The sequence below is a fragment of the Syntrophobacterales bacterium genome (assembly GCA_031274925.1).
Lineage (GTDB): Bacteria > Desulfobacterota > Syntrophorhabdia > Syntrophorhabdales > Syntrophorhabdaceae > PNOM01.
The window spans coordinates 35,232-57,220 of sequence record JAISPL010000041.1; the positions used below are offsets into that span (position 1 = coordinate 35,232).

14 protein-coding genes and 1 pseudogene are annotated in these 21,989 nt (G+C 48.2%); 6 read left to right on the top strand and 9 right to left on the bottom strand.

The annotated features are described in order from the left end of the window. Positions 1 to 632: 632 nt before the first annotated feature. The 5 genes from cas7c to LBQ00_07415 all read right to left on the bottom strand — a co-directional run bounded on the left by cas7c (position 633) and on the right by LBQ00_07415 (position 9,139). Positions 633 to 1,457: a type I-C CRISPR-associated protein Cas7/Csd2 gene (cas7c, locus tag LBQ00_07395; protein MDR2018677.1), complete on the bottom strand. Its 825-nt coding sequence runs from the start codon at positions 1,455 to 1,457 to the stop codon at positions 633 to 635. Next, positions 1,454 to 3,325, bottom strand: a complete 1,872-nt coding sequence (gene cas8c, locus LBQ00_07400; protein MDR2018678.1) for a type I-C CRISPR-associated protein Cas8c/Csd1 — start codon at positions 3,323 to 3,325, stop codon at positions 1,454 to 1,456. The genes cas7c and cas8c overlap by 4 nt, the downstream gene beginning before the upstream one ends. After that, positions 3,309 to 4,022 (bottom strand): type I-C CRISPR-associated protein Cas5c, encoded by a 714-nt coding sequence (gene cas5c / locus LBQ00_07405; GenBank protein ID MDR2018679.1) that lies wholly within the window; start codon positions 4,020 to 4,022, stop codon positions 3,309 to 3,311. Before cas5c ends, cas8c begins: the two co-directional genes overlap by 17 nt. A gap of 27 nt (positions 4,023 to 4,049) precedes the next feature. Next, entirely contained in the window at positions 4,050 to 6,326 is a 2,277-nt protein-coding gene (cas3, locus tag LBQ00_07410; GenBank protein ID MDR2018680.1) for a CRISPR-associated helicase Cas3', read from the bottom strand. 857 nt (positions 6,327 to 7,183) lie between these two features. Continuing rightward, positions 7,184 to 9,139, bottom strand: coding sequence for a cation:proton antiporter (locus tag LBQ00_07415; GenBank protein ID MDR2018681.1), 1,956 nt, complete (start codon positions 9,137 to 9,139; stop codon positions 7,184 to 7,186). Positions 9,140 to 10,323: 1,184 nt separating this feature from the next. Here LBQ00_07415 and LBQ00_07420 point away from each other — a divergent pair. Genes LBQ00_07420 through LBQ00_07435 form a run of 4 tightly spaced genes read left to right on the top strand, consistent with a single transcriptional unit; the run spans position 10,324 to position 12,798 of the window. Continuing rightward, positions 10,324 to 11,943: a DUF1538 domain-containing protein gene (locus LBQ00_07420; protein MDR2018682.1), complete on the top strand. Its 1,620-nt coding sequence runs from the start codon at positions 10,324 to 10,326 to the stop codon at positions 11,941 to 11,943. Next, positions 11,943 to 12,263, top strand: a complete 321-nt coding sequence (locus LBQ00_07425) for a hypothetical protein (GenBank protein MDR2018683.1) — start codon at positions 11,943 to 11,945, stop codon at positions 12,261 to 12,263. Before LBQ00_07420 ends, LBQ00_07425 begins: the two co-directional genes overlap by 1 nt. A gap of 25 nt (positions 12,264 to 12,288) precedes the next feature. After that, positions 12,289 to 12,618, top strand: a complete 330-nt coding sequence (locus LBQ00_07430; GenBank protein ID MDR2018684.1) for a hypothetical protein — start codon at positions 12,289 to 12,291, stop codon at positions 12,616 to 12,618. Positions 12,619 to 12,642: 24 nt separating this feature from the next. Beyond that, positions 12,643 to 12,798, top strand: coding sequence for a hypothetical protein (locus LBQ00_07435; GenBank protein MDR2018685.1), 156 nt, complete (start codon positions 12,643 to 12,645; stop codon positions 12,796 to 12,798). Between the two features lie 45 nt (positions 12,799 to 12,843). On the opposite strand, the pseudogene LBQ00_07440 reads toward LBQ00_07435, so the two are convergent. The 3 genes and pseudogenes from LBQ00_07440 to LBQ00_07450 all read right to left on the bottom strand — a co-directional run bounded on the left by LBQ00_07440 (position 12,844) and on the right by LBQ00_07450 (position 16,127). Next, positions 12,844 to 12,933: pseudogene (locus tag LBQ00_07440) on the bottom strand (hypothetical protein). A gap of 306 nt (positions 12,934 to 13,239) precedes the next feature. After that, the gene (locus LBQ00_07445; GenBank protein MDR2018686.1) at positions 13,240 to 15,285 is read right to left on the bottom strand and encodes an acetate--CoA ligase family protein; all 2,046 of its coding nucleotides are present in this window, start codon (positions 15,283 to 15,285) and stop codon (positions 13,240 to 13,242) included. Between the two features lie 593 nt (positions 15,286 to 15,878). Beyond that, entirely contained in the window at positions 15,879 to 16,127 is a 249-nt protein-coding gene (locus tag LBQ00_07450) for a hypothetical protein (GenBank protein ID MDR2018687.1), read from the bottom strand. 294 nt (positions 16,128 to 16,421) lie between these two features. Here LBQ00_07450 and LBQ00_07455 point away from each other — a divergent pair, with 294 nt between their 5' ends. Then, positions 16,422 to 17,012, top strand: coding sequence for a class II aldolase/adducin family protein (locus LBQ00_07455; protein MDR2018688.1), 591 nt, complete (start codon positions 16,422 to 16,424; stop codon positions 17,010 to 17,012). Positions 17,013 to 17,984: 972 nt separating this feature from the next. Then, complete coding sequence (locus tag LBQ00_07460) at positions 17,985 to 19,739, top strand: DUF362 domain-containing protein (protein MDR2018689.1); 1,755 nt, start codon at positions 17,985 to 17,987, stop codon at positions 19,737 to 19,739. A 172-nt stretch (positions 19,740 to 19,911) separates the two neighbouring features. On the opposite strand, the gene LBQ00_07465 is transcribed toward LBQ00_07460, so the two are convergent. Continuing rightward, complete coding sequence (locus LBQ00_07465) at positions 19,912 to 21,987, bottom strand: molybdopterin-dependent oxidoreductase (protein ID MDR2018690.1); 2,076 nt, start codon at positions 21,985 to 21,987, stop codon at positions 19,912 to 19,914. Positions 21,988 to 21,989: the final 2 nt, after the last annotated feature.

A 21,989-nucleotide genomic window follows, 5' to 3' on the forward strand; every position in this document is an offset into this window, starting at 1 on the left:
TTGGCAATGCAGGCTCCGATGCAGTTTTAGAAGGCGAACATCTCGCAGCGAACAGGCTTGTACACTCCTTCTTCGGTTTTAGATGCGGCGTACATTGACGGTTGAAATAGTTGCGCATCTCCTCAAACATCGTGCAGACAGTTGTGCAAGTTCACATTGAGCGGCATGGATTCGCGCCTTTTGATCTCACCATAGAAACAAATAGGCTGTCTCACTTTGCAGACAAAGTAATATTTCCTCTTATGCAGGCTTGTACGCGAAGTTGCAGGTGATCTGCATCATATGTCTATTGGCGACTCCAGCTTTTACTCCTGAACAGAGCAACTGTAAGCCTTCTCATCCGTCTGAAGAGAGAGGCAAGCTGTCGTCCCTCTGAATTCACAACCAAATCACACATACCGTGTGTACCCTTGGTACAAGAGAATTCGGCATATCCCTAGTCCCTCGTAAGAAGTACACCCTCCTCGTTTTTCCGTAAAAAACGGGTTATGGGCGCGGGTGTGCATCAGTTAGCCGGTTTGTCCCCGCATTATCCGTCAGAGCCACTCAAATGCGGATAGCACCCACTGTCTTTGGCAAAAACAAAATACCGGATGCCGGAGACGAGCAGGAAATCGTTACCATCATACATTCTACATACCATCAAGTTCTTCCAGGCGGAGTCCGTCAAGCTTGTCAAGCTCAAGCTTGTATGTCCCGTCGGCATTGACCGTCAGGCTTCTGTGCACTTCCGCCGATGAGAGCGTGGTATCCGTATGGGTCCACCAAATGACCTTTAAAACTTCCATACTCCCTGCGGGGCGCGCCGTTGATTCATCGTTTTCAAACAGCCGCAGCATTGCTTTCTTAAGCGTTTCCGCATCGCTGTCTGAGAAACCGGTCTTTTCGGCGAGCTGGCGGTTGATGCTGCCAAAGGTCATATAAACCCCGCGGTCAACGCGGTGTTTCATACCCATTGTATCGCTGGATTTTTTGGCCGGATCTTTTTTGTTCGTCGTGAGGTTCACACTTTTTGTGATTTGCAGGCTTGCAACATCTACCGGTTCGACGGAAAACGCGCTCTGTACGCTCACCGGCCCACGGATGGCTATAGAAGCGTTTTTCTTATCCACGCCCGCAAACACCTGCCCGAATGCGCGAACGTCAAACCATATTTTACACGCTTCACTCGCTTTTTCTTCTCCGTCTTTACTTTTTGAAAGATGCTCCATCTTTTTATCATACCGATCTTTAATACTGCGGCAATTATCATTCCGATAGTCATCCGATTGTACGAGGATCGCCTCGCCGGCATCCAGTAGACGGTTACGGATCTTTCGTTTGATACACACATCAGAAATCTCGCCATACCCCTCATAATTCGTTCTGGGGCGGTTGCCGTTTAGCGGGTCACCGTTGGGATTGGCGTTCTTCACGCTAATGATGATCGCGAAATCAATTTTCTTAGTCAGGCTCATTGGCTTCTTCCCCTCTTTTTGTTTTTGGGTCGCAGTCGCAGGGCTCTGCGTTGCAGTGAATATCCGAGCAGGTATTTCCCAGACAAAGTGCTGTCGGTAAACTCCTCCTGGTCGAATAGGCTCATAATTTCATCAATTTGCTGCTGATACCACTCCGCACCGTTCATCCGCTGCATGTACGGATTCAGCTGATCGAAAATAAGCTTCCATGTCCGCACCGGCTTTGCCGCAAAGGCGGGCATATACCGCACAGCGTTCGTTGGGCGCTTGTCTGTATCGTCGTCTCCATTCGTCTGACACTTGTCCGTGTCGTTCTTGTCAATGTCGTCGTCTCCTTTTGTTTGCAGATGCTGCAGGTGCCGCGCGTGGCTTTCTAGCCTGTCGGCAACCGCGAGAAGCCTGCCAAAGAGATAATCCCGGTCAGCGCGTTCCTTCTCGAGTTCCAATGAAAATTCCTCCTTTTTTTGGCTGTAATATTTTCGCACGACAGCGCATGTAACGCTTACCGCGTCTTCCCACTCACTCTTGTCCCAACCGCTGCCGCCCTTATCGTAGGAAAACGGATTGCTCACCCGTGCAACAGTGGCTGATACCCAGCCACGATCAATTGGTTCGCCACATACGATACAGTGCAACAGTTTTTCACGGGCCTGTTTCTGAATTTTCTTATAACTCGTACCCTTTGGCTCACCGTATACCGCCGCTATGATTCGGTCTACGCTCGGCGCAGAGATATAGTCTCGGTTTTCCCAGCGAAACCACCAACAGCAGGACTCGTGCCAAGTGATCACACGCTCAATGTATTCGTTTTCGGGTAGTTCCTGATAGAAGGTGATCCCCATGCGCCCTGTCGTCGCGGCATCCACCGCCATAACCGCAACAAGTCGCACCATGTTTTTGTTATCAATGTTTTTGGCGCTGCCTTTGCCGCGCAGTGCGGCGCCCAATTTCTTAGCGTAGTCAGTCGCAAGTTTACTGTGTATTTCTATACACTTGTCCGATTCGGTTTCATTACTATTCGCATATATACCATATAAATCTTTGGAATTTTTAAATGGATCCGGCTGTGTGCTTCCATCACCAATCGCCCAGGCGACAACAGCTTGCGTGTCACATTTGCTCCTCTGCGTGGAAATCAGGTACTTCAACATGGCGTGCGCCTTATGGCTTGCATCCGCGCTGATAGCGTTGGCTTGTTCCGGTTTGTTGAAACGCCCTTTGTACGTATAATTTATTTCATCATTGCAGCTGATGAGCTTTGCTCCGTTCACAGACGGATTGATGCCTTTTGGGTGTTTGTATATCGGACGGGCAACCTCGCCTGTCGCATAACATAGTGTATTGTCTTCCGATTGTGTGTCGGCTAAATAATTCCGCCATGCCCTTGCGACACTTCTATCTTTCCATAGGTCGGGTGTAAAATCATCCGAAATTTCCACTCTGAAGCGGACGAACAGTTTATCTTCCGTTTGGATTCCTGTGTTTTGCAAATCGTTCAGCAAAGTCCCGCCCAAGATGTATTCATATACCGCCGTGACTTTTGGATGACAATCGCTCCACTTCTCCAGTTGCGTAAGATACTTTTCACGCTTTTTTGCGTTTAATGCAAGGTAGCCAAGCTGGTCGTGAAGCGGGTGCGGCTCAATGCCAGATGTTCGCACGGATGAATCTTCTGTACGCGGAATCATGATCGTCTGGGAAGACTTTTCCGCCCGACGAAAATGACCATTTCCATCAAGAGTAACGCAAATGTCCGTCTTTGCCGCCATGTGGTTCGGCGGTAACAGAACATTTCCCTTTCCATCCGCCGCACCGACGATATCCAAGACCCCTTCATACGTTTCGACTAAATTACTGAACCAACTCAAGGCTGAAATTCTCCCCTTCCTTAAACTGTTTGAAACTGTATCCATGACCGTACTCGCGGACGACACGGCGCCTCTCGACACTTTCGGGCATTTCAAATTCGATCACACCATCTGTCATGGACTGCCGCCAAAGCCGCACGCCAAGTTCATTCCTGCCGGTTTCGTCCGGATAGTCAAAACCGTGAAACATCATCCCAAAGTCGATCAAGCCATAGCGGTCATAAAAGCCCTCACCCTCGCCGAACGCACACGGTTCGACGTATGCCTGACACTCTCGCGTGCCGAGAAACACATCGCGGCGTCCGCCCTGCTCAACACAGCGCCGCGCAATGTTGTGGTGCTTGTGCTCATCCCGGTCATTCACCAAATCGAGACGATGTACATTCCACTCGAAATGCGCCGAAACCTGATACTCAACGTCTCGAAGGTAGGTGTAGTACGCGAGATCATTGCCTCCGTTCATTTTGATTGGACGGATCCCCTTACTCTCGGTTTGAATGCGCTTTATAACGCGCACTGCGTCGATGTACCAGATAAACGTCGGCTTCCAGTACACACTTTCGGTAATCCCTTTCAGCGCCTGGTATGTCGGTGCCTGATAACTGAACTTCTCGCCGCCAGGGCGGGTTATGGGGTCTGAGAACAGCGCATACCTGCCATAGACCTTGAATTGCACCGTGTTTCGCCTTGCTTCCATGCCATCACCCCTCAGACAAGTAAAAAATTATGAACCCTCCAAGTCAACACCGCATTCTTTGTCGTAAAACCAGCATGCAAGCTCTGCGATACCCCCGCGGTCAAGAAGCGCACCGCGGCGTAACAGCTCGTCCAGTTGATACTGATACAATGAGACACTGTATTGTCCCAGCTTACGCAACAACTCGCGCTTTACCGCAATGTTATCCGCGGCTAGGAATTTCGCCATAAGTTTATCACTCTCTCCGTACGGAACGATAACCTCTGTACGCCCCCTTTCAATGACGTAAAATGCGTCAGAGGCCGAGTGGATTGCCGAATGCAGGGAAGGCGGGGTAACATCCCTCTTATCCTTGCGGTCTCTGTATGCGCCACAACCATGTCTATTATCAGACAACAAGTCATATACCGTCCTCCCCTCGTCGCCATTGATTGGGTAATCCATCATCGTGCGCCGCTCGTGAAAATAGTATCGATAATACAGGTCAATGTCAAGATTCCCGTCGTCAAACAACCACTTCGTAATTTCCGCACCTTTTTTGATGTCGGGTAGTCTGCTTAGGTTTTCGTCTTTGATGTTGACGACATAAACATGCTTTACTTCGCCAAACTCACCGTGCCGGTTACATCTGCCTGCCGCCTGAAATACGCTATCAAGTCCCGCGACATCGCGGACAACGCATTCGAGTGAAATATTGACGCCTGCCTCAATCAGTTGCGTGGAGACGCATATGACAGGTTCCTTTTTTTTCAGGCGGCAGCGCAGTTTTTTAATCACCTTATCGCGGTGCGCAGAACACATATTTGTACTGAGGTGTAGCGCCGGGGCACCAACCTTTCTTAGCTCATCATATAGCGATCTCGCCGCAGCTTTTGTATTGACGATCACGAGGGTTGAATTTGTATGCTTTGCCAAAATGAATGCGGCTAAGTCCGTATATGAATACCCGCCAGGTATCATCGCATTTTCGATATGATAACGCTCCGGTACAGGACCGCAGTCGGCGATGGATGGATTTTCCGAAAAAATGAGCGGTCGGCAGACCTTGTCAAGGAGCGGCTGCGTTGCGGAACAAAGCAAAATCGTGCTTCCGCAGGCGCGGTGCAGAAAACTTACCGCACCGTTAAAGAGATGTACGCATTTTATCGGCAGACTCTGTGCCTCATCAAAGATCAGCACGCTGCGAGACATATTGTGAAGCTTACGCAGATCGCTGCCTTTTGCGGAAAAGATGCTTTCCAGAAATTGCACTTGTGTTGTCAGGATAACCGGCGCATCCCAGCGGTTCGTATGCAATTTGTAATTCTCTTGGGTATCCGGCAGGAAATTCGAGTGGTGTTCAAGTACAGTTTTGTCATCAGCCCCGAGTGCAAGGCGAATTTCGCGTGCCGTCTGGCTCAATATAGAGAGATAGGGTATGATGTAGATAATCCTGTCCAGCCCATACAGCCGCGCGTGTTCAAGCGCGAATCGAAGACTGGACAGTGTTTTCCCGCCCCCTGTCGGTACTTCCAGCTTATAGATGCCAGGCTCCCGCAATCCGGCCACCGCGCAGTCATCCGATACGCGCCTCCGCAATGCCCCCATCTCTGATCGCGAGTCAAATTTGGAGAGCCTGCGCGCAAGCTGTGAGAGCATCTTGTCCCAGTCGGGGTTTTCGGGTGAATACTGTTGGCCGCTATCGGAAAGATAGGCATCCAGGCGGTCGGCGTCAACCAGACATGAATAAATGAATTTCGTCAACATGGAGATCCAGAACGGTTTATCATATTCAGACGCTGCCATGAGTATGGTAGCAAGCTCATTTTCTAACGCCTTGATATCAATGAAGGGGCAATCCGCAGACGTTGGAAAGTCCGTGATGTCCGACAATTTATCAAGCAACGGCGTATCTCCATGGGGAGCTATACTATCATAGAGCCCCCCATGGTGCGCCGCGATGGCGTTACTAAGGATTTCGGCAACAGGCGGGTATGAAAATGTTTCATTATAAGCTCGTTTTGCGCCAAAAACGCTGTGTTTTATGGACCCGCGCTTAGCGTTATCATTGGATAAATACTTCTGAAAATCAGGTGATATTTTACCGAAATCATGAAAAAAACCGGCTATACGCGAGAGCTCTGCCGCGCCGCATTTGCCTCCAAATAGGGACGCAAGCGCAGACACCTTCGCAGAGTGCTCGCTCAGAGATTGTCCTGGACGCGCCAACATCCCATCCCAAAATGTGGAATGTTCTGCCGTGGTTTCCATCATCCCACGTACAATGTGTAACCCGTACAGATATATAGCGTTATAGTCTTTCATACAAACTCCCTTCACAAGAACTTCATCTACATCAATGGCTATAACAAAGTCCTCATGGATACTGCCTCTTCTCTTGCGGCAGCTTTAAGGAAGTATAAATTTAACTGATTATATTATCTGAGGTTGAAATATGCAATTGCATTCTCAATCTTCCACAGTTCTTCGAGTTCCGTCCACTTGCAGTGTTTCGAGAGATTTTTGAAACTGTGATGGATACGGCTATGTCGCATTCCACCCGCCATTTGGTAAGTGTAAATGTTCCGTTGTAGATCGGATGGGCGGTTCACCTACAAGCCCGAAACGGACAGAAAGGGACGCGCCGCATCCTCCCGCCCAACGTTTTAGTGTTCCCAAAAAAACTGAGCGCACTGCAATCTGGCCAATCTATGAATTCTCAAAAAAAAACTTTCCGTCGAAATGCCCATGCCCATAGATCATTGGTTTATCATTGCCCGCCGTGGCTGTCCTGCAAAAAGGCAGTCGCTTTTTTATTCACGGAAAAAGTTTGTGCAATTTGGCCGGTTGACTTTGGGCCCTCAAGATGACCGAGTTAATAAATACCATGCAGTTTGCTGCAGGAGACTTTCAAGCTAGAGTAAGGGATCGTGCCAGCAAGACACAGAACGAAAGCTTTTTATGACGTGCTCTACATCATGCCTCTTACGCCATGTGGTTCCGAGGCAAAGGCGGTATATTGGCCCCGCAAAACCGGCACTTCGTTCTATTCATGTTTTTCGCTTGCTTTGATCATCTGTTCTCTTTTGCATAGAGTGCATATCCTCCGAAGCTTTATGAAGGAAACAAAAAATTGGTTCGTCGCTCCTGCTTTTTTCCGCCGATGCACCGCTATCCGCCTGTCAGATGTGTCCCGTCTCTATATACGCGATCGCAGCCTTCATATCCTTCCTCATACCCATCAGGGTGAGAATATCACCTTCATTGACTTTGAAAGAAGGTGATGGAATTTCATATACCGTCTCTTTCCGTCTTATAGAGACCACCGTGATGCCGGTTTTGGCCCTGAGATCAATCTCTGCAAAGGTACGGCCGGATATGTATGACCCCTCCTTCACAAGGTATGTCTCCATGCGGGGTGTCAGGCTAAAATGGACCGTTCTCAGCGCACGATAGCCGTCAGCCCTGATAGTATCGATGTTTTCCTTTATTGCCTCCATGGGTACATGGTAATAGTTAAGCACCTTGGAAAATATCTCGACCGAGGTTTCGAACTCTTCGGGGATTACCTCGCTGGCTCCTATCTTTACCAGTCCGTCTACTTCAGACACGTACCGTGTCCTTGCAATAATATAGAGGTAAGGATTGTTCATACGTGCGACCTTTACAATCCTCCTGGTAGCCGACGGGTCCGAGATAGCCACCACAAGGACCTTGGCCGACTGTATGCCTAATTTGTGAAGCACGGTAATACTGGTCCCATCGCCGTAATAGACAGGCTCGCCCCGCCTCCTGGCCTTACGGACCGTCTCACTGTTGAGTTCCAGTACAATATAGGGTATGCTGGATTGGCTGAGTACCTTAGCGAGATTTCCCCCGTTAACACCAAAACCGACAATCACCACGTGTCCGTCCAACTGCTCTGGGTAGTATTCCTGAGGTACGTTCCTGTCCGCCCCCAACACGCGAAGCCCGGGAAGCCGTGCGATGGAGGGTGATATCTTGGGAGACCAAGAGATAATGAATGGTGTAGCCATCATGGTGAGAACCGCTGCGGACAGGAAGACTTGATACTCGTTTTCCGCCATGAGACCCGCCCGTTTCCCCGCCACAGCGACTACAAAGGAGAATTCACCGATATGGGCCAGGCAAAGGCCCGAGCGGACCGAATTTTCCACGGTCTGTCCGGTGATGTATTCTGGTATGGCAGCGGTGAGCAATTTTAGTACAACCATTATCAACACCACGATTGCCACAATACTGAGTCTCCCTATGAGGATGTCGAAATTCAGGAGCATTCCGATGCCGATGAAAAAGAGGGCGCTGAAAGCCTCCTTGAGTGGAAGGATGTCCGAGACGGTCTGAGATGCGTACTCCGATTCCGAAATGACGACCCCAGCAAGAAAAGCTCCCAATGCCAGGGAAAGACCCAACATGGAAGTGAGTACAGCGGTCCCCAAACATAATACTATTATGGTGATGATGAAAAGCTCTCTGCTCCTGGTCCTGACTATTTCCCTCAAAAGCCACGGAATGATCCATCTCGCAGACAAGAGGACGCCTCCCACCACCAAGCCGGCTTTGACAACGGTAAACGCTATCATGCCCGGTCCGGCTTCTTTCCCGGCGAGGATTGGCACGAGAAGCAAGTAAAGCACTGCACAGAGATCCTGAAATATGAGGACCCCTATGGTGGCCCTTCCGTATGGCGTATGCATCTCGCCCCTGTCCATGATCATCTTGAGTACGATAGCCGTGCTGCTTAGAGAAAGGACGGTTCCAAAAAAAATCGCCTTGGGAACTGATTCGATAAATAAGAAGTATGAAAGGAACGCCGTGGTTGTAACGGAAAGAAGGACCTGAAGCGCCCCGCCGCCAAAGACTGGAACCTTCATTTCGATAAGGCTTTCCAGGGAGAACTCTAAGCCTATGGTGAACATGAGCATGATGATTCCAATTTCAGCCAGGATCTCAATTGCGTTGGCATCGGTGATGATATTGAGGCCTGACGGCCCTATTATGACACCGCCAACAAGAAAACCAGCGATGGATGGTATACGTGCTTTACCCAAGAAATAGATGGTTATACCGGAGATACCAAATACGGCAATCAGCAAATAGAGATATTCGGTTATCATATTTTTGTTCTCCCAAACACCTAAGCCCGCTAAACCTGACGGGTCTTCAACGTGTCGCTATAAACACCAATATGCCCCACGCGAAGTGAGTTTTTACCGGATTGATCAGATCAACCGTGTATCCAGTGGAAACAGGTTTATTCAGATATATATAGCCTAAGGCCGCCTGGTTGACTCCGGTTATTAGTGCCAAGCGCCGTCAATACCGAGATGAGGACATATACTGCGGCATATAAGGCGATAATCGGGCCAAACGAACAGGTAGAGCCTGATGGCGAAGAGGCGACCGCTCGGAGAGCCAATTCCGAAGGCATAAAGATATCAGTCTGGTGCACCACTACCAGGCCCCCATCCCTGGAAGGCCTGGGGTCGTGGCGAAATAAACTCTCCAGTCCACGAGAGAGCGAAAAAAAGAAAAACATCGTCGCCGACGCGCAAAAAAAGGGTGATCTTTTTCAGGAACATGGTCATGACAGAATATAGTACACTATTCAGTCATGTTCCTCAAGCGAGCGAAGCCCCGGGGCAATGCCAATTCTATTCGTCACTATAAAAACAGGGTACATCTCTTTTGACCTCCCGTATAGCCATCCTCATGTTCCGCCGGTTTAGCACACCGTTATTGGTCAGAGGGATACTGGATCACCGCATAGCCAAATAACCTTCGTCATTTAACAATGTTTGTCGAAGGGAATCATTGATTTTTACAAAAAGCGTCTGAATGAACTTTCACAATCGGGCGTTGATTTTTACATTTTTATCGTTGTTGATAATAAAAATGAATCCTATATGAAAAATTTACAGCTCATTCGTGCACACCATTTGAAACGCACGGTATATTATTATATGATAAATGATACAAGATTATGGAGGTGTTGGAAATGGCCGAAACAATCAATGTTACCATAAGGCTCGATAAAGAGGTTAAAGAATAGGCAGAAAAAATGTTCCACGATTTTGACATGAATTGTCCACAGCGTTCAATATGGTTGCACGGCCAAGCCTTGCATCAGAGGAAAATACCGTTTGAGATATACTACCCGTTTTGCAACGAAAAAACCAGCTGAATTAAGACGCAGGATCGCTGATACTGAAACGGGCAAAAATCTCACGGATTACAATTTCATTGATGGTGAAAAGTAAATAAGATACGGCAAAATTGATTATACGAACAGGATGATTTTATGAAATTATTTCGCGTATTAAAAGAAACTTTTTTAGCTTCTCTGCCTCTTGCCGCGATCATAATAATCGTGTGTTGTTTCGTCGCACCCATGACCGATTCGTTCGATTATATTAAGCTGATCATCGGTTACGCTGGGGTTGTGGTCGGACAGTCAATATTTTTAGTCGGACTTGACATCAGCATCCTGCCTATCGGAAAAGCGGTTGGAGAATCGCTAAGCAAGTTAAAAAAAGTCGTATTTATAGTCTTTTTTGGTTTCTTATTCGGTTTTATTGCCGAATCTGCAGAACCGGCACTTACAGTGTTTGCCCGGCAGACCAGCCATGTAATGAGCGAAATAAGCGAAAAGGTACTGATCGTGGTTATGGCTGCCGGAATAGGCGCATTGGCTGGGTTCGCACTGTACAGAATATTAAAAGATATAAGCATAAAAGTGGTTTTTGCCGTCCTATACGCTGTGGTATTTCTTCTTGCGATCTTTATTCCATCAGAATTTGTCGGGATAGCCTTTGACGGCAGCGGCGCGACAACAGGCGATATATCGGTACCGTTTATGCTTGCGCTTGGCTTCGGCGTAGCCGCAACAGTGTCTAGGCACAAATCAAACGACGATTCTTTCGGCATAGTAGGGCTTGCCTCGATAGGCCCCATACTTTCAGTTTTCATTTACGGGATAATCTTCAAGGTTTCTCGCGGCGGCGTGATCCCAGAGGCAGGCTCATATACACCGGAAGCAGTGGAAAGCTTTGCATCTGTAGCATTGTTTAATCTGCACGGCGTTTTCTTCGCCCTTGCCCCGATAATTCTCGTATTCCTGCCTTTTCAATTCTTTTTGATAAAATTGTATAAAAAAGATTTCGTCAAATTGTTATTAGGAATGATCCCTGTTTTTGCAGGTTTGTTTATATTCCTTACGTGCGTCGATTACGGTTTTGCTTATGCGGGGAAGTACATTGGCACGGTATTTTTTGACGCCTCCCGCCCCGAATGGTTCAAATGGCTGCTGCTGGCTGTAGGATTTGTGCTTGGCGGCGGAATAACGCTTTCGGAACCAGCTGTGACAGTACTTGGCCATCAGCTTGAAGAAATAACGAACGGACACATCAAACAGATGACAATACGTCTAACGCTTGCAATCGGACTTGGGTTCGCTTCTGTATTGGCCATTATTAAGATGATAACGCAAATAAATCTTCTTTGGTTCTTGATCCCACTCTATATCGTAGCAATTTGTATGATGAAATTTTCTTCCAAAATGTTTGTAGGATTGGCCTTCGACTCAGGTGGCGTAACAGCCGGAGGTCTGACGTCGGCATTTCTGACACCGTTCGCTCTCGGCATAGCTCTGGCGGTTCGAGATCTTGTTATCGCGGCAGGGGGCACGCCCCAGTCGATCCTGATAAACGGATTCGGTATTATCTCATTTATGTCTGTGGTGCCGTTGATTGCCGTACAAACGCTGGGGATAATCTACGAGTCACGTTATAAAAAACAACAAATACTTGCTGATCAATATGAACTCGAAACACTCGAAACATTAACACCCCTATACAACGAAGCTGCAAACGGTGAATTGGACAAAAGCGACATACTGGGACAAAACCAAAAAGGAGAATAATGATGATTAATGAAACAGATAATAAAATATCATTTTTAACCATAATAACCGGGAGAAATAAAAAAGACGCCCTTTTGACAGCGCTATTGGATTCGGACATACACCTGATAAATACCATTTATGGCAAGGGAACCGTAAAAGCGAATTTTTTGAGAAATGCGCTCGGTCTTGTCCCGGAAGAAAATAAAGTGGTGATAACCTGTATATCTACTTGCGTGAAGAATGAAATCGTTTTAAGGATGCTTGAGGAAAAATTTGGATTTAACAAACCGAATACAGGTATCGCCTTTACCGCTCCTATAGACAAGGTATCATATTAAGATTAATCGCGGAGGGAAAAATAAAATGGAGAATAATATGAAGGCGCTTATGATTGTCGTAAATGCTGGTTTTGCCGACGATATTATAGACGCGACGCGTGAGGTTGGCGTCAGAGGCGCGACAATATTTAACGCACGCGGAGAAGGTGCGCACCACAAATCAATACTCGGTATCACCGTTGATACCGAAAAAGATTTAATCCTCTGCGTCGTTGACACAATCACGGCGGAAAAGGCTATGGATGTCATAAAAGAAAAATTCGGGATAAAGACTCCCGCTCACAGCATTTGTTTCACCATGCCAGTAGATAAAATTGTTGGAATAAATATTGAACCTTTGATTTATAAACCATAAACAAAGGAAGGACAAATATCATTGATGAACCATTATCGAGATACTTATGAAAAAGTAATAAAAGACTTCAATTCGAACGAAGCGGGCCTTTCACAGGCCAAAGCCGAAAAACAGCTTTTGGAAAACGGCAAAAATAAGTTAACAAAAGCAGAAAAAAGCATACTCCGTCGCTTTATCTAAGAACTTGCTAACCAAATGGTATTGATATTGCTGGTTGTGGAGCAATTAAAAGAGAGGTGTCTCGCCGAGTTTGCCGCAGCGATTCCACCCCCAGACCCACACCGTCCCGTCGCTTTTAAGCGAGAGAGAATAAAAGCCCTGCGGCCACTATGAGTGCCGTTGTTTGGATCCGGCAAAGAAAGTGGACCCGGTATCTGAAAAAACCCATTGCGGCTTTTTCTGTTTATCTCCAGAGAATTGGAGAAACTCCTGACCTGATTGTGTCCAGACCATCCCTTATGTTGGCTTTTATGGGGAATGCCTGTGCAAGGCCCAGACAGGCGTTGATGTTGACAAGGAGGGTGGAAGGATTCGGAGAAGGTCTTGGTCGGCCTCATCCGTGCTATCACGGGTGAGACAAGTCGGTGGTTGTAAGAAACAGATATGGTATGCGGGTATAAATCACAGATCTATCTCCATTTTCACATCCACAATCGTTGCTCCTTTGCCGTCTTCATACACGATGAGAGGGTTGATATCGATATTCTTTATTGCGGGATATTCAGTAAGCAGCCGCGATACCCATGTGAGCGTCTTCCTCAGGGCCGCCATATCGGCAGCAGGTTTACCCCTCCATCCTTTGAGGACCGAGGCAGCCCGGCTGTTTTCGATCATGGCTGCTGCCGTATCGTCGTCGACAGGCACGAGACGGATTTCCGGTTCTCTGAATACCTCAGCAAAAATGCCGCCGAGACCAAAAAGAAGGGCATGACCAAACTCCGGGTCGCGCCGTCCGCCAACTATTATTTCGTACCCTGCCGGGGCCATCGTCTGAAGGAGACATTCTTTCGCCTTCATCAGTTCCCAGGTCTTTCTTAGGGCATCCTCGTCAGTTACATTGAGCGCAACACCTCCGTTCTCCGTCTTATGGAGCATAAATGGAGATTCGACTTTCACTGCCACCGGATACCCTAATTCGGTGGCGCAGCACAAGGCGTCATCAATGTTCTTCGCGACCCTGTAAGACTCAATGGATAGGCAGTACTTCTCAAGAAGGGCAAACGCTTCACCGGAACTCATCAACCGCGACGCCGTAGCAAGACCTACGGTGGGTTTTCTAGTTCCTTTCAAACGAGAGGCCACAGCAACCCTTCCAGGTCCTGACTCGAGGTGGTCTACGGACCGTCTGAGAGCCTTCAATGCATTATCAACATCAGTGAAGATAGGAAAACCAGCCGCCTCCCTTATGGGGAGCCACTGCTCTCTGTTGGTCACCACGCAAAGAGCAACGGGTTTATCGTAAGAGAGCGATTTTTTACCGGCATCGTTCAGGAATCTCTGCACACTGACGCCATCGGTCTCGGAACTGTACGTAATCACGAATACTACGCCGTCGACGCCTTTCTCCTCCAGCGCCCACGTAAGTATATCTGAATAGGAGTCGAGGTCATATACGTCGCCCACATCAAGCGGGTTCGTAGCCCTTATGACATTGATCTTCTTTCCCTTCGCTGCCGTGAAGAAATTTTCGGAGAGTTCCGCCAGCTCAAACCCGTAGCGGAATGCCGCATCGCCCGAGAGGACGCCATGACCTCCAGACCTAGCAATGAGGGCTAGTCGTTTACCTTTTATAAGCGGGAGGCTGAAGGCCTTGTATACATCCATCATTTCGGCCAAACTATCAACCTGATGGATACCCGCCTCCTTTATGGCAGCCTGCGCGATAAGGTTGTCACCCGCCAGCGCCGTGGTGTGGAACCGGGCTATTTCTCTGCCCGAAGGGCTTCTGTTGGCTTTAAGAAGAACAACAGGTTTTTCCGTGGCTGAAGCTGTAACGATGAGGCGTCTGCCGTCGGAGAAGCTTTCCAGATAGAGTCCTATTGCACGGGTGCCAGGATCGGAAACGAGGTATTCAAGACAATCGTTCTCACCGGTGAGCAGTTTGTTTCCCACGCTGACAAGCTTGTTGAGGCCTATGTTCTCTGAGGAGGCAAGCATGCAGGTGTCGTAAAGGATCCCGCCGCTCTGTGATATAAGGGAAATATGACCCGATCTCATATAGACCGGATTGAGAATAAAAAAAGGAAGGACGAGATTTGCCTCAAGGTTGATCACACCGAAACAGTTGGGACCGACCACTTTGATGCCCCATCTGCCGCTAATCTCACGGACCTCGTCTTCAAGGGTCTTTCTCTCGTCGCTGAACTCCGAAAAACCTCCTGACTCGACGATAGCGTGGCGAATACCTTTTCTACCACATTCCTCAAGGGCTTGAGGCACCCATGACGCAGGGATAAGGAGGATCGCAAGGTCCGGGATTCCTTCCACAGAGTCAAGACTGACGGCGATCTTCCTTCCTGCCACGGTTCCCTCCCTAGAACCCACAGGGTATACCTTCCCTTTAAATTGGAACCTTTCAAGATTCTCCACTATAATTCGCGCCAAATTGGATGAGGTATCGGAAACACCGAAAACCGCTACGGCTTCTGGATAAAAAAACGTCCTCATTTTCCGCCTCTTTATTCTCCCTCTTTCACGAGATTAGTATATATTGAGGAACTTTTGAAACACAAGAGTTATGAAGGTTCCATTCTTTTCATCATCTTTTTCGTCTTTTTCATCATACAGCTCAAAAACTTTACATTTCAATTTAATGTACTATGCATTATGATATCGTTTGAGGACAACAGATAAACATATTCAGACCCAACACCGCATCAGTGGTCTCCATTTCCCTTGTCATCCTGTTTCCAATGGCCCTCAGGCCAATGAACCTCCAGCCGCAAGCCAAGGTGTATCCCAAGGTTTACCCGACTGGCTATTAGGCAAGCACGCACCAAGGGGCGGGGAATTAGACCCGTAGAGATTAAACAGTGAAAGTTCAAAGACGGCTGAAAACAAGTACTCCAAGTTCCGATATACAAAAGTCAAGCTCTTCCCGACCGGTCAGTTCTTCTCGGGATTACAATATCCATGCCACTTCTTTCGCCATCTCTTCTTTATCTTTTATTGATGGTTAACGACGAACTACTGCCTATAAGTTGACGATTAACGACAAAAAAAGGGTGGAAATCTTTCGATTCCCACCCGGCTCGACGAATTTACTTCTCAGGAGCCGCCTCAGGTGCTTTCTCTTCGGCAGGCTTTGCTTCTTTTTTTGCTTTTGCTTTTTTTGCTTTCTTTTTTGCTTTCTTGGTCTCTTTTGCAGGAGCTTCGTCTTTCTTCTCAGGGGCTGCTACTGCTGCCTTGTCATCGGTGGCGGGTGCAACTGCCTGATCTTCCGTAAAACCGGTTGTCGCAAATACTACACTGATGATGACTGCCAAGACTAACAATGCTACTTTTTTCATTTGTTCACCTCATGTTGGGTTATTTAACTTCATCAGTAAAAGATACTTGCATTTACGGTGCCAAATCTTTCATTTTGTCTAACATAGCGATATTAATGAATGTCATGTTTTCTGTGTCGTGGTAGGATTCGTGAATTAAAGAATTTATCTAGAATTGATTCGTCAAATCAAGAATAACTCCGTTTCCTATCACCTTCCTGCACTCCACTCTCTCATAGTGAAAAAAGTGGATATCCATGACTCCTCGTGGTATATAACGGATGATAAGCAATTTGACATAAAGGTGATTACGCCATGGAAATATCGTCTGACTTTCAAAATGGAAAAGAGGAGATCGTCAGAGTCGCCAGGCGAGCGGTGGATATGGGGCTCCAGTCCGGAATGGGCGGAAACATCAGCCTGCGCTGGGGTTCTCACTTTCTCATGAAAGTGAGCGGGAGATCGCTCTATGGTCTCACCGATGCCGATATCGTGGTGGTGGACGCGAACGGGAAGGTCCAAAGCGGGGTCGGTATCCCTACCAAAGAGGTTCGGCTCCATCTGGGTATCTATAGGACCCGGGGAGACGCAAACGGTATCGTGCACTACCATGCCCCTTTTGCAACTGCGTTCGCTGTGAAGGGTATACCCATCACAGCTCTTACCATCCATGCAAGAAAAAACTTCCCGGCCATGCCTGTAGTACCGGAACTTGAAGATGGCTCCGAAGAACTGGCGGCCCAGGCGGTGGGGGCCTTTTCGGATCAAGAGATCAACCTCGTTCTCTTGGCCGCTCACGGGTTGGTGGCTATCGGTAAAACACTCGACGATGCGGAAGCCTTGGCAGAACTTGCGGAAGAGGCTGCCAAAATAGCTCTTTTTGCAAGGCTTCTGGGTCTACCATAAACTTTAGCCGTCTAAATAGACTATGGGATGGATGTACCAAGCTTCGGCCTGTCCTGTCTCACTTCAACCTTTTTTGAAAAATCCTGCATGTTCCTGCTTCATACATCTGCCCAGAATGAAGTCTATGCCGCTACGTTCACAACAACCGTTGTTTCTTCGCTTGCAACGCTCAGTTGAAACCAAATGCACTCTGAAACAAATGCACCTCGGCCTTATCATCACGACCCCCTTGACTACCAGAAGCAGCTTATCAGTTCTCATGAATATATCCATCACATCGGTCTTTTCCGGTATATCGGAAACGAACTTTTAAAATTTTTCGCCCAATATCTCCTCGTACCATGAATTTATAAGGATCGCCATGCGGTATGCTCTTTAGGTTTTGGGAAACTCTGTTCTTCTCCCATACCGTTTTCCATGTCGTCTCGCGTTTTTTTGGACTCAAGCTGCCTCTTTAGCTGTCATTTGGATTCACCATATCCATGTATGAAAAAATAGACATTTTTCAAAAATAATACACAGATGTAGCGACTTGGCCCCCTTATCCTGTAGGCGGCATTTTCAGTGGATGATTCCCCATCCTTTAAGCTTTACCAATTTTTAAGCTCATATCATAAAAGTATTGAGTCTCGCCTAATATGTGTATCCCTTATGGAAAGCCCTTGAAACCATCCGTAAGAGCCATACCTTCTAGCCGAGCCGCTCATGGAGCTAGAAGATAAGATCCCACTCTTAAGAAAAGTGTATGACATACTATTAGACGAAACGAGAGAAAGCCCATGCATTTGATATAGATGCAAGAGGGGTACGGAGACAGGCAACCAGAAAAAATGGGGAGCGGTGAGAGAAAGGCGGGAGGGGGTTGCAACCTTGCTTTGATTTCTTTATAATTTTATTTAATTAGGAAAAATTATAGCATGGTCATAGCATTAGGAGCATGAAGAATATTTCTAAGTTAAGGAGATAAATATTATGCTGGATATAACGCTGAAGAAAGGCAAACTTTCCGTAACTTTCCGGAATGTCGTGGATGGCTATTACGCAAAAATACCGGACATTGGGCATGCCTGTGTCGAAGCGCAATGGAACCGATGGAAGAACAGTCCTGACATTGTTGTCTATCTTTTGGGAAGGGGGAGTAAGACCGTCGGCTGGATCATTTATAACAAAGCCACCAGCGCCATTGAGGAGGTATTACTGAACCCAGGGGATGATAAGCCGGAGCTTCGCACTCAGGCCGTCGACGCGCTCATTGCACGGGAAAGCCTTATCTCCGCCGAGATATTGGAGAACGACAAGGAAAAGCTTGACTGGCTCGTAGACTATGGTTTTCGTCCTGCAAGGAAAATTAAGACCTGCGGCAGTTCCTTCGTTAAGATGGAATTGAGCACGTCAGTCTTCTTTCAGCGATTGAAGGAACAAAGGCCATTCAGGGTTTACCGCAGGAAAGAGAAAGTGGTCGTTCAAAAGGTTGGGAATGCCCAAGCCGAAGAAGACATCAAGGCAGCGCTCCAGGCTCTCCTGGACAAGCTCGGAGGCATAGGAAAGTATGTAAAACCAGGGCAGACCGTGGTCCTCAAACCAAATGTGGTAGCCGATCATGGTATGATAGGGGGCAAGTATACCGGTGGCGTGGTTACAGATATTCGTATCCTGAAGGGCCTTATTGAGCTGCTACTGCCTGTTGCTGACAGGGTGATTGTAGCCGAAGGATCGTCTATTAACCGGAGCGCCACCAGCAAGATGTTCGAGATTTACGGATATCCCACGTTGATCGATATAGATCCAAAGAAGGTAAGCCTTGTCGACCTGAATACCGATGCGCTTGTGGAAAAACCTGTTCCAGCAGGAAAAAGGATGAAGTCCAGGAAAATCCCGCGCACTATTGAAGAGGCTGATGTGATCATAAGTCTTCCTGTGATGAAAATGCATTTTGCCGCAGGAGTCTCCCTGGCGGTCAAAAATCTTCAAGGCGCCATGCCCCCCATTGAGAAGTATATGACCCATTTTTTCGGGTTATGGCAGAACCTTGTAAATATTCATCACATCGTGAAACCCGATCTTCATATTATTGACGGCATAGTGGCACAGGAAGATTTCGGGCCTGTGGCAGGAAGACCGAAAACCATGAATCTCCTCATAGGAGGCGAGAACCCGGTGACGGTAGATGCTGTTACCATGCGGGTCATGGGCCTTGAGCCCCTTACATCTCCCCCGGTATTAATGGCATATCTTCAAGGATTGGGTCCTGTTGAACCAGAAAAGATTCAAGTCCTCGGCGCCTCCATAGATGAGGTTGCAAGCCCGTTCAAGGAGCCCATCCTTAACTTGGATAGCGGCCAAGATTTCAAAATCCACGCGACAAATGCCTGCATCGGCTGCAGAGGATACCTGCACTTCGGTCTCGCCAAACTGAGAAGGCCCGACCCCGCTGACCCCGGCAGATTACTGATCGACCGTCCTTTTGAGTCGAAGGTCAATATCTTTCTCGGTCCTGATGACGGAGCCGACGCAGATCCAAAAGAGACTAACATTTTCATGGGCATATGCCAGCTCCATCATGCCGGCAAAGGTACCACGCTCGCCGGCTGCCCTCCCCACGCAGAGGTAATCATGAACGGAATATTCCAGCTTTTCCCAGATGTCGAGAGGCCCAGGTATGCCGATGATACGGCGGAAGCCACGCTGGAAAAAATGTTGAAGGATGTCTTGAAGGCCCTTGAATAGCCAGCATAGCATAAGCGCAACCTCCGGCTGCCTGCACAGCATGGCCCGCGGCAACCGTTACGGAATAAAAAACCACCGTCTTGAAGGCGGTGGTTTTTTATTGGGGACTACTAGCTTGTAGCTTTATAGACGATCGGCGGTCTCACATGCCGCAAGATCAGTAGTAAAGCATTCAAGAGATATTTTCGGGGGCCGCCTTTGATATTCGGCAGAGAAGAGCCTTCATCTCCGTATAGCCTGTCACAGGATCTCGCGGCTCAAGCTCTGTCAGTACATTCGCATTTGCCTTTGACCATCCGTGGGGAATGGAGAGTACCCCGCGGACCAAGGCATCCGTCGTCTTTACCTTCATCGCAATCTTGCCCTTTGTGGTCTCGATATTCACAATGTCACTGTCAGCAATGCCGTATTGGGCTGCTGTATCAGGATGGATTTCCGCCACGGGCTCGGGCGCGGTCTTGTGCACGTACGGCACTCCTCTTAGCTGGGTATGGGTATACTCCGGGATCCTTGCTCCTGTGGTAAGGATCACCGGGTACTTCTTGTATATCTCAGGCGCACTTATGGGACTCTTGCTCGGCTCCACAGGGAATGGTAGCGGATCGTAGCCATTCTCCTCCAAGGTCTGGGAATAGAGCTCAATCTTGCCTGAGGGGGTGTTGTAGCGTTTCTGCTGTACATACTTCATTTCTGTATAGTAGGCGCCTTCCGGGTATTCTGTGGTCAGTTGTTCTCTGTTCAGTCCGCTCGGTTTCAGGAAGAAATCGATGATCTCCTCTTCCGTGTTCCATGGGAAAAACTCACCGTAGCCCATCCTTCTGCCTATCTCGGTCCATATCTTCCAGTCAGGCCAGCATTCTCCAATAGGATCAATCACTTTCTTCCGCACCATGGCATAAGGGATGCAGTTGGTGACGCCGTAGACATAGCCCACACCGCTCTTCTCAAGGAAGGAACATGCGGGTAGCACGATATCGGCAAGCTCGGCGGTTTCTGTCATGAAGAGCTCGGATACCACCACAAAGTCCAGTGCTTTTATTGCTTCCTTGATTTTTTTTGAATCAGGGAGAGTAACGGCAGGGTTGCCGCCGGTGCAGATGAGTCCCTTGATGGGGTAAGGTTTACCTTTGAGTACTGCGTCGGCAAAGAGCATCTGTTGGCCGTAGGGAGAAGTCCTTCCCCAGAAACGGCGGAAGAGAGGATGCTCATCGGTGCCGATGGGGTCGCTGATTTCGGTGACTCTCATGTCTCCCAAGCGGATAAAGGGGATATTCACCCACCCGCCGGGGACGTCAATATTGCCGGTGATGGCCTGCATGATGGCGTGGATGCGGTTACCCTGGAAGCCATTTATGTGCTGGTCAATAGAACAGGTCCCAGGAACAATGGAGGACGGCCTAGAATTTGCGAAAAGGCGGGCAATCTGCCGTATCTGATCCGCAGGCACCCATGTAATCTCTGACATCTTCTCAGGCGTGAACTGTTTCACGTGCTCCGCCAATTTGTCAAAACCGAGGCAAAATTTATCCACGAACTCCTTATTATAAAGGTTCTCTTCAATGATTATGTTGAGCATACCGAGGCAAAGTGCGGTGTCTGTTCCCGGCCTGATCTGGACATGAATACCCTTCTCCGCCATGGGGATTCTCTTGGGATCGACGATGATCACATGTTTCAGCGTCCCGGCATCCATGGCTTTGTATATCTTCCGGCCCACGGTGATCCTTGAATTGTCCATGTTCTGACCGAAGACGATGATGCACTCGGCATTCCAGGGCTCTTCAATAGGATAACCGCCAAAGGTCATCTGACGAGCCATGATGCGCGAGCGGAAACAGTTGCCTTCCACCGAGAGCAGGTTAGGTGTTCCGTAAACACCGCGGAATCTCTGGGCATAGGCCGCAAGCTCAATATTCTCCGTTCCCAGGGAACCGGTATACACAGCCAGAGCTCTGGCACCGTATTTATCTTTTATCTCCTGAAACTTCTCGGCTATAGTGTCCAGGGCATAATCCCAGGTAATACGTTCCCATCCACCGTCGGTCTTCTTTTTCATGGGGTAGGTCAGCCTGCCCTTCGAATAGACCCACTCCGGCAGAGCCTCACCACGGGGGCACAATTCTCCTAAGCTTATGGGGTGTTCCTTCATACCCTCCACTTTCACAAGCTTGCCGTCTTCAACATACGCATTTATTCCGCAACTATTGATGCACATGATACAGTCTGACTTAATTACTTGCGTCGCCATAT

Bases quoted from the DNA above. Each gene is read 5' to 3' on its own strand.
- LBQ00_07450 (MDR2018687.1), bottom strand. From the start codon at position 16,127: ATGAAAAAAGTAGCATTGTTAGTCTTGGCAGTCATCATCAGTGTAGTA.
- LBQ00_07420 (MDR2018682.1), top strand. From the start codon at position 10,324: ATGAAATTATTTCGCGTATTAAAAGAAACTTTTTTAGCTTCTCTGCCT.
- LBQ00_07455 (MDR2018688.1), top strand. From the start codon at position 16,422: ATGGAAATATCGTCTGACTTTCAAAATGGAAAAGAGGAGATCGTCAGA.
- cas5c (MDR2018679.1), bottom strand. From the start codon at position 4,022: ATGGAAGCAAGGCGAAACACGGTGCAATTCAAGGTCTATGGCAGGTAT.
- LBQ00_07430 (MDR2018684.1), top strand. From the start codon at position 12,289: ATGGAGAATAATATGAAGGCGCTTATGATTGTCGTAAATGCTGGTTTT.
- LBQ00_07465 (MDR2018690.1), bottom strand. From the start codon at position 21,987: ATGGCGACGCAAGTAATTAAGTCAGACTGTATCATGTGCATCAATAGT.
- LBQ00_07425 (MDR2018683.1), top strand. From the start codon at position 11,943: ATGATGATTAATGAAACAGATAATAAAATATCATTTTTAACCATAATA.
- cas7c (MDR2018677.1), bottom strand. From the start codon at position 1,457: ATGAGCCTGACTAAGAAAATTGATTTCGCGATCATCATTAGCGTGAAG.
- LBQ00_07445 (MDR2018686.1), bottom strand. From the start codon at position 15,285: ATGAGGACGTTTTTTTATCCAGAAGCCGTAGCGGTTTTCGGTGTTTCC.
- LBQ00_07435 (MDR2018685.1), top strand. From the start codon at position 12,643: ATGAACCATTATCGAGATACTTATGAAAAAGTAATAAAAGACTTCAAT.
- cas3 (MDR2018680.1), bottom strand. From the start codon at position 6,326: ATGAAAGACTATAACGCTATATATCTGTACGGGTTACACATTGTACGT.
- LBQ00_07460 (MDR2018689.1), top strand. From the start codon at position 17,985: ATGCTGGATATAACGCTGAAGAAAGGCAAACTTTCCGTAACTTTCCGG.
- LBQ00_07415 (MDR2018681.1), bottom strand. From the start codon at position 9,139: ATGATAACCGAATATCTCTATTTGCTGATTGCCGTATTTGGTATCTCC.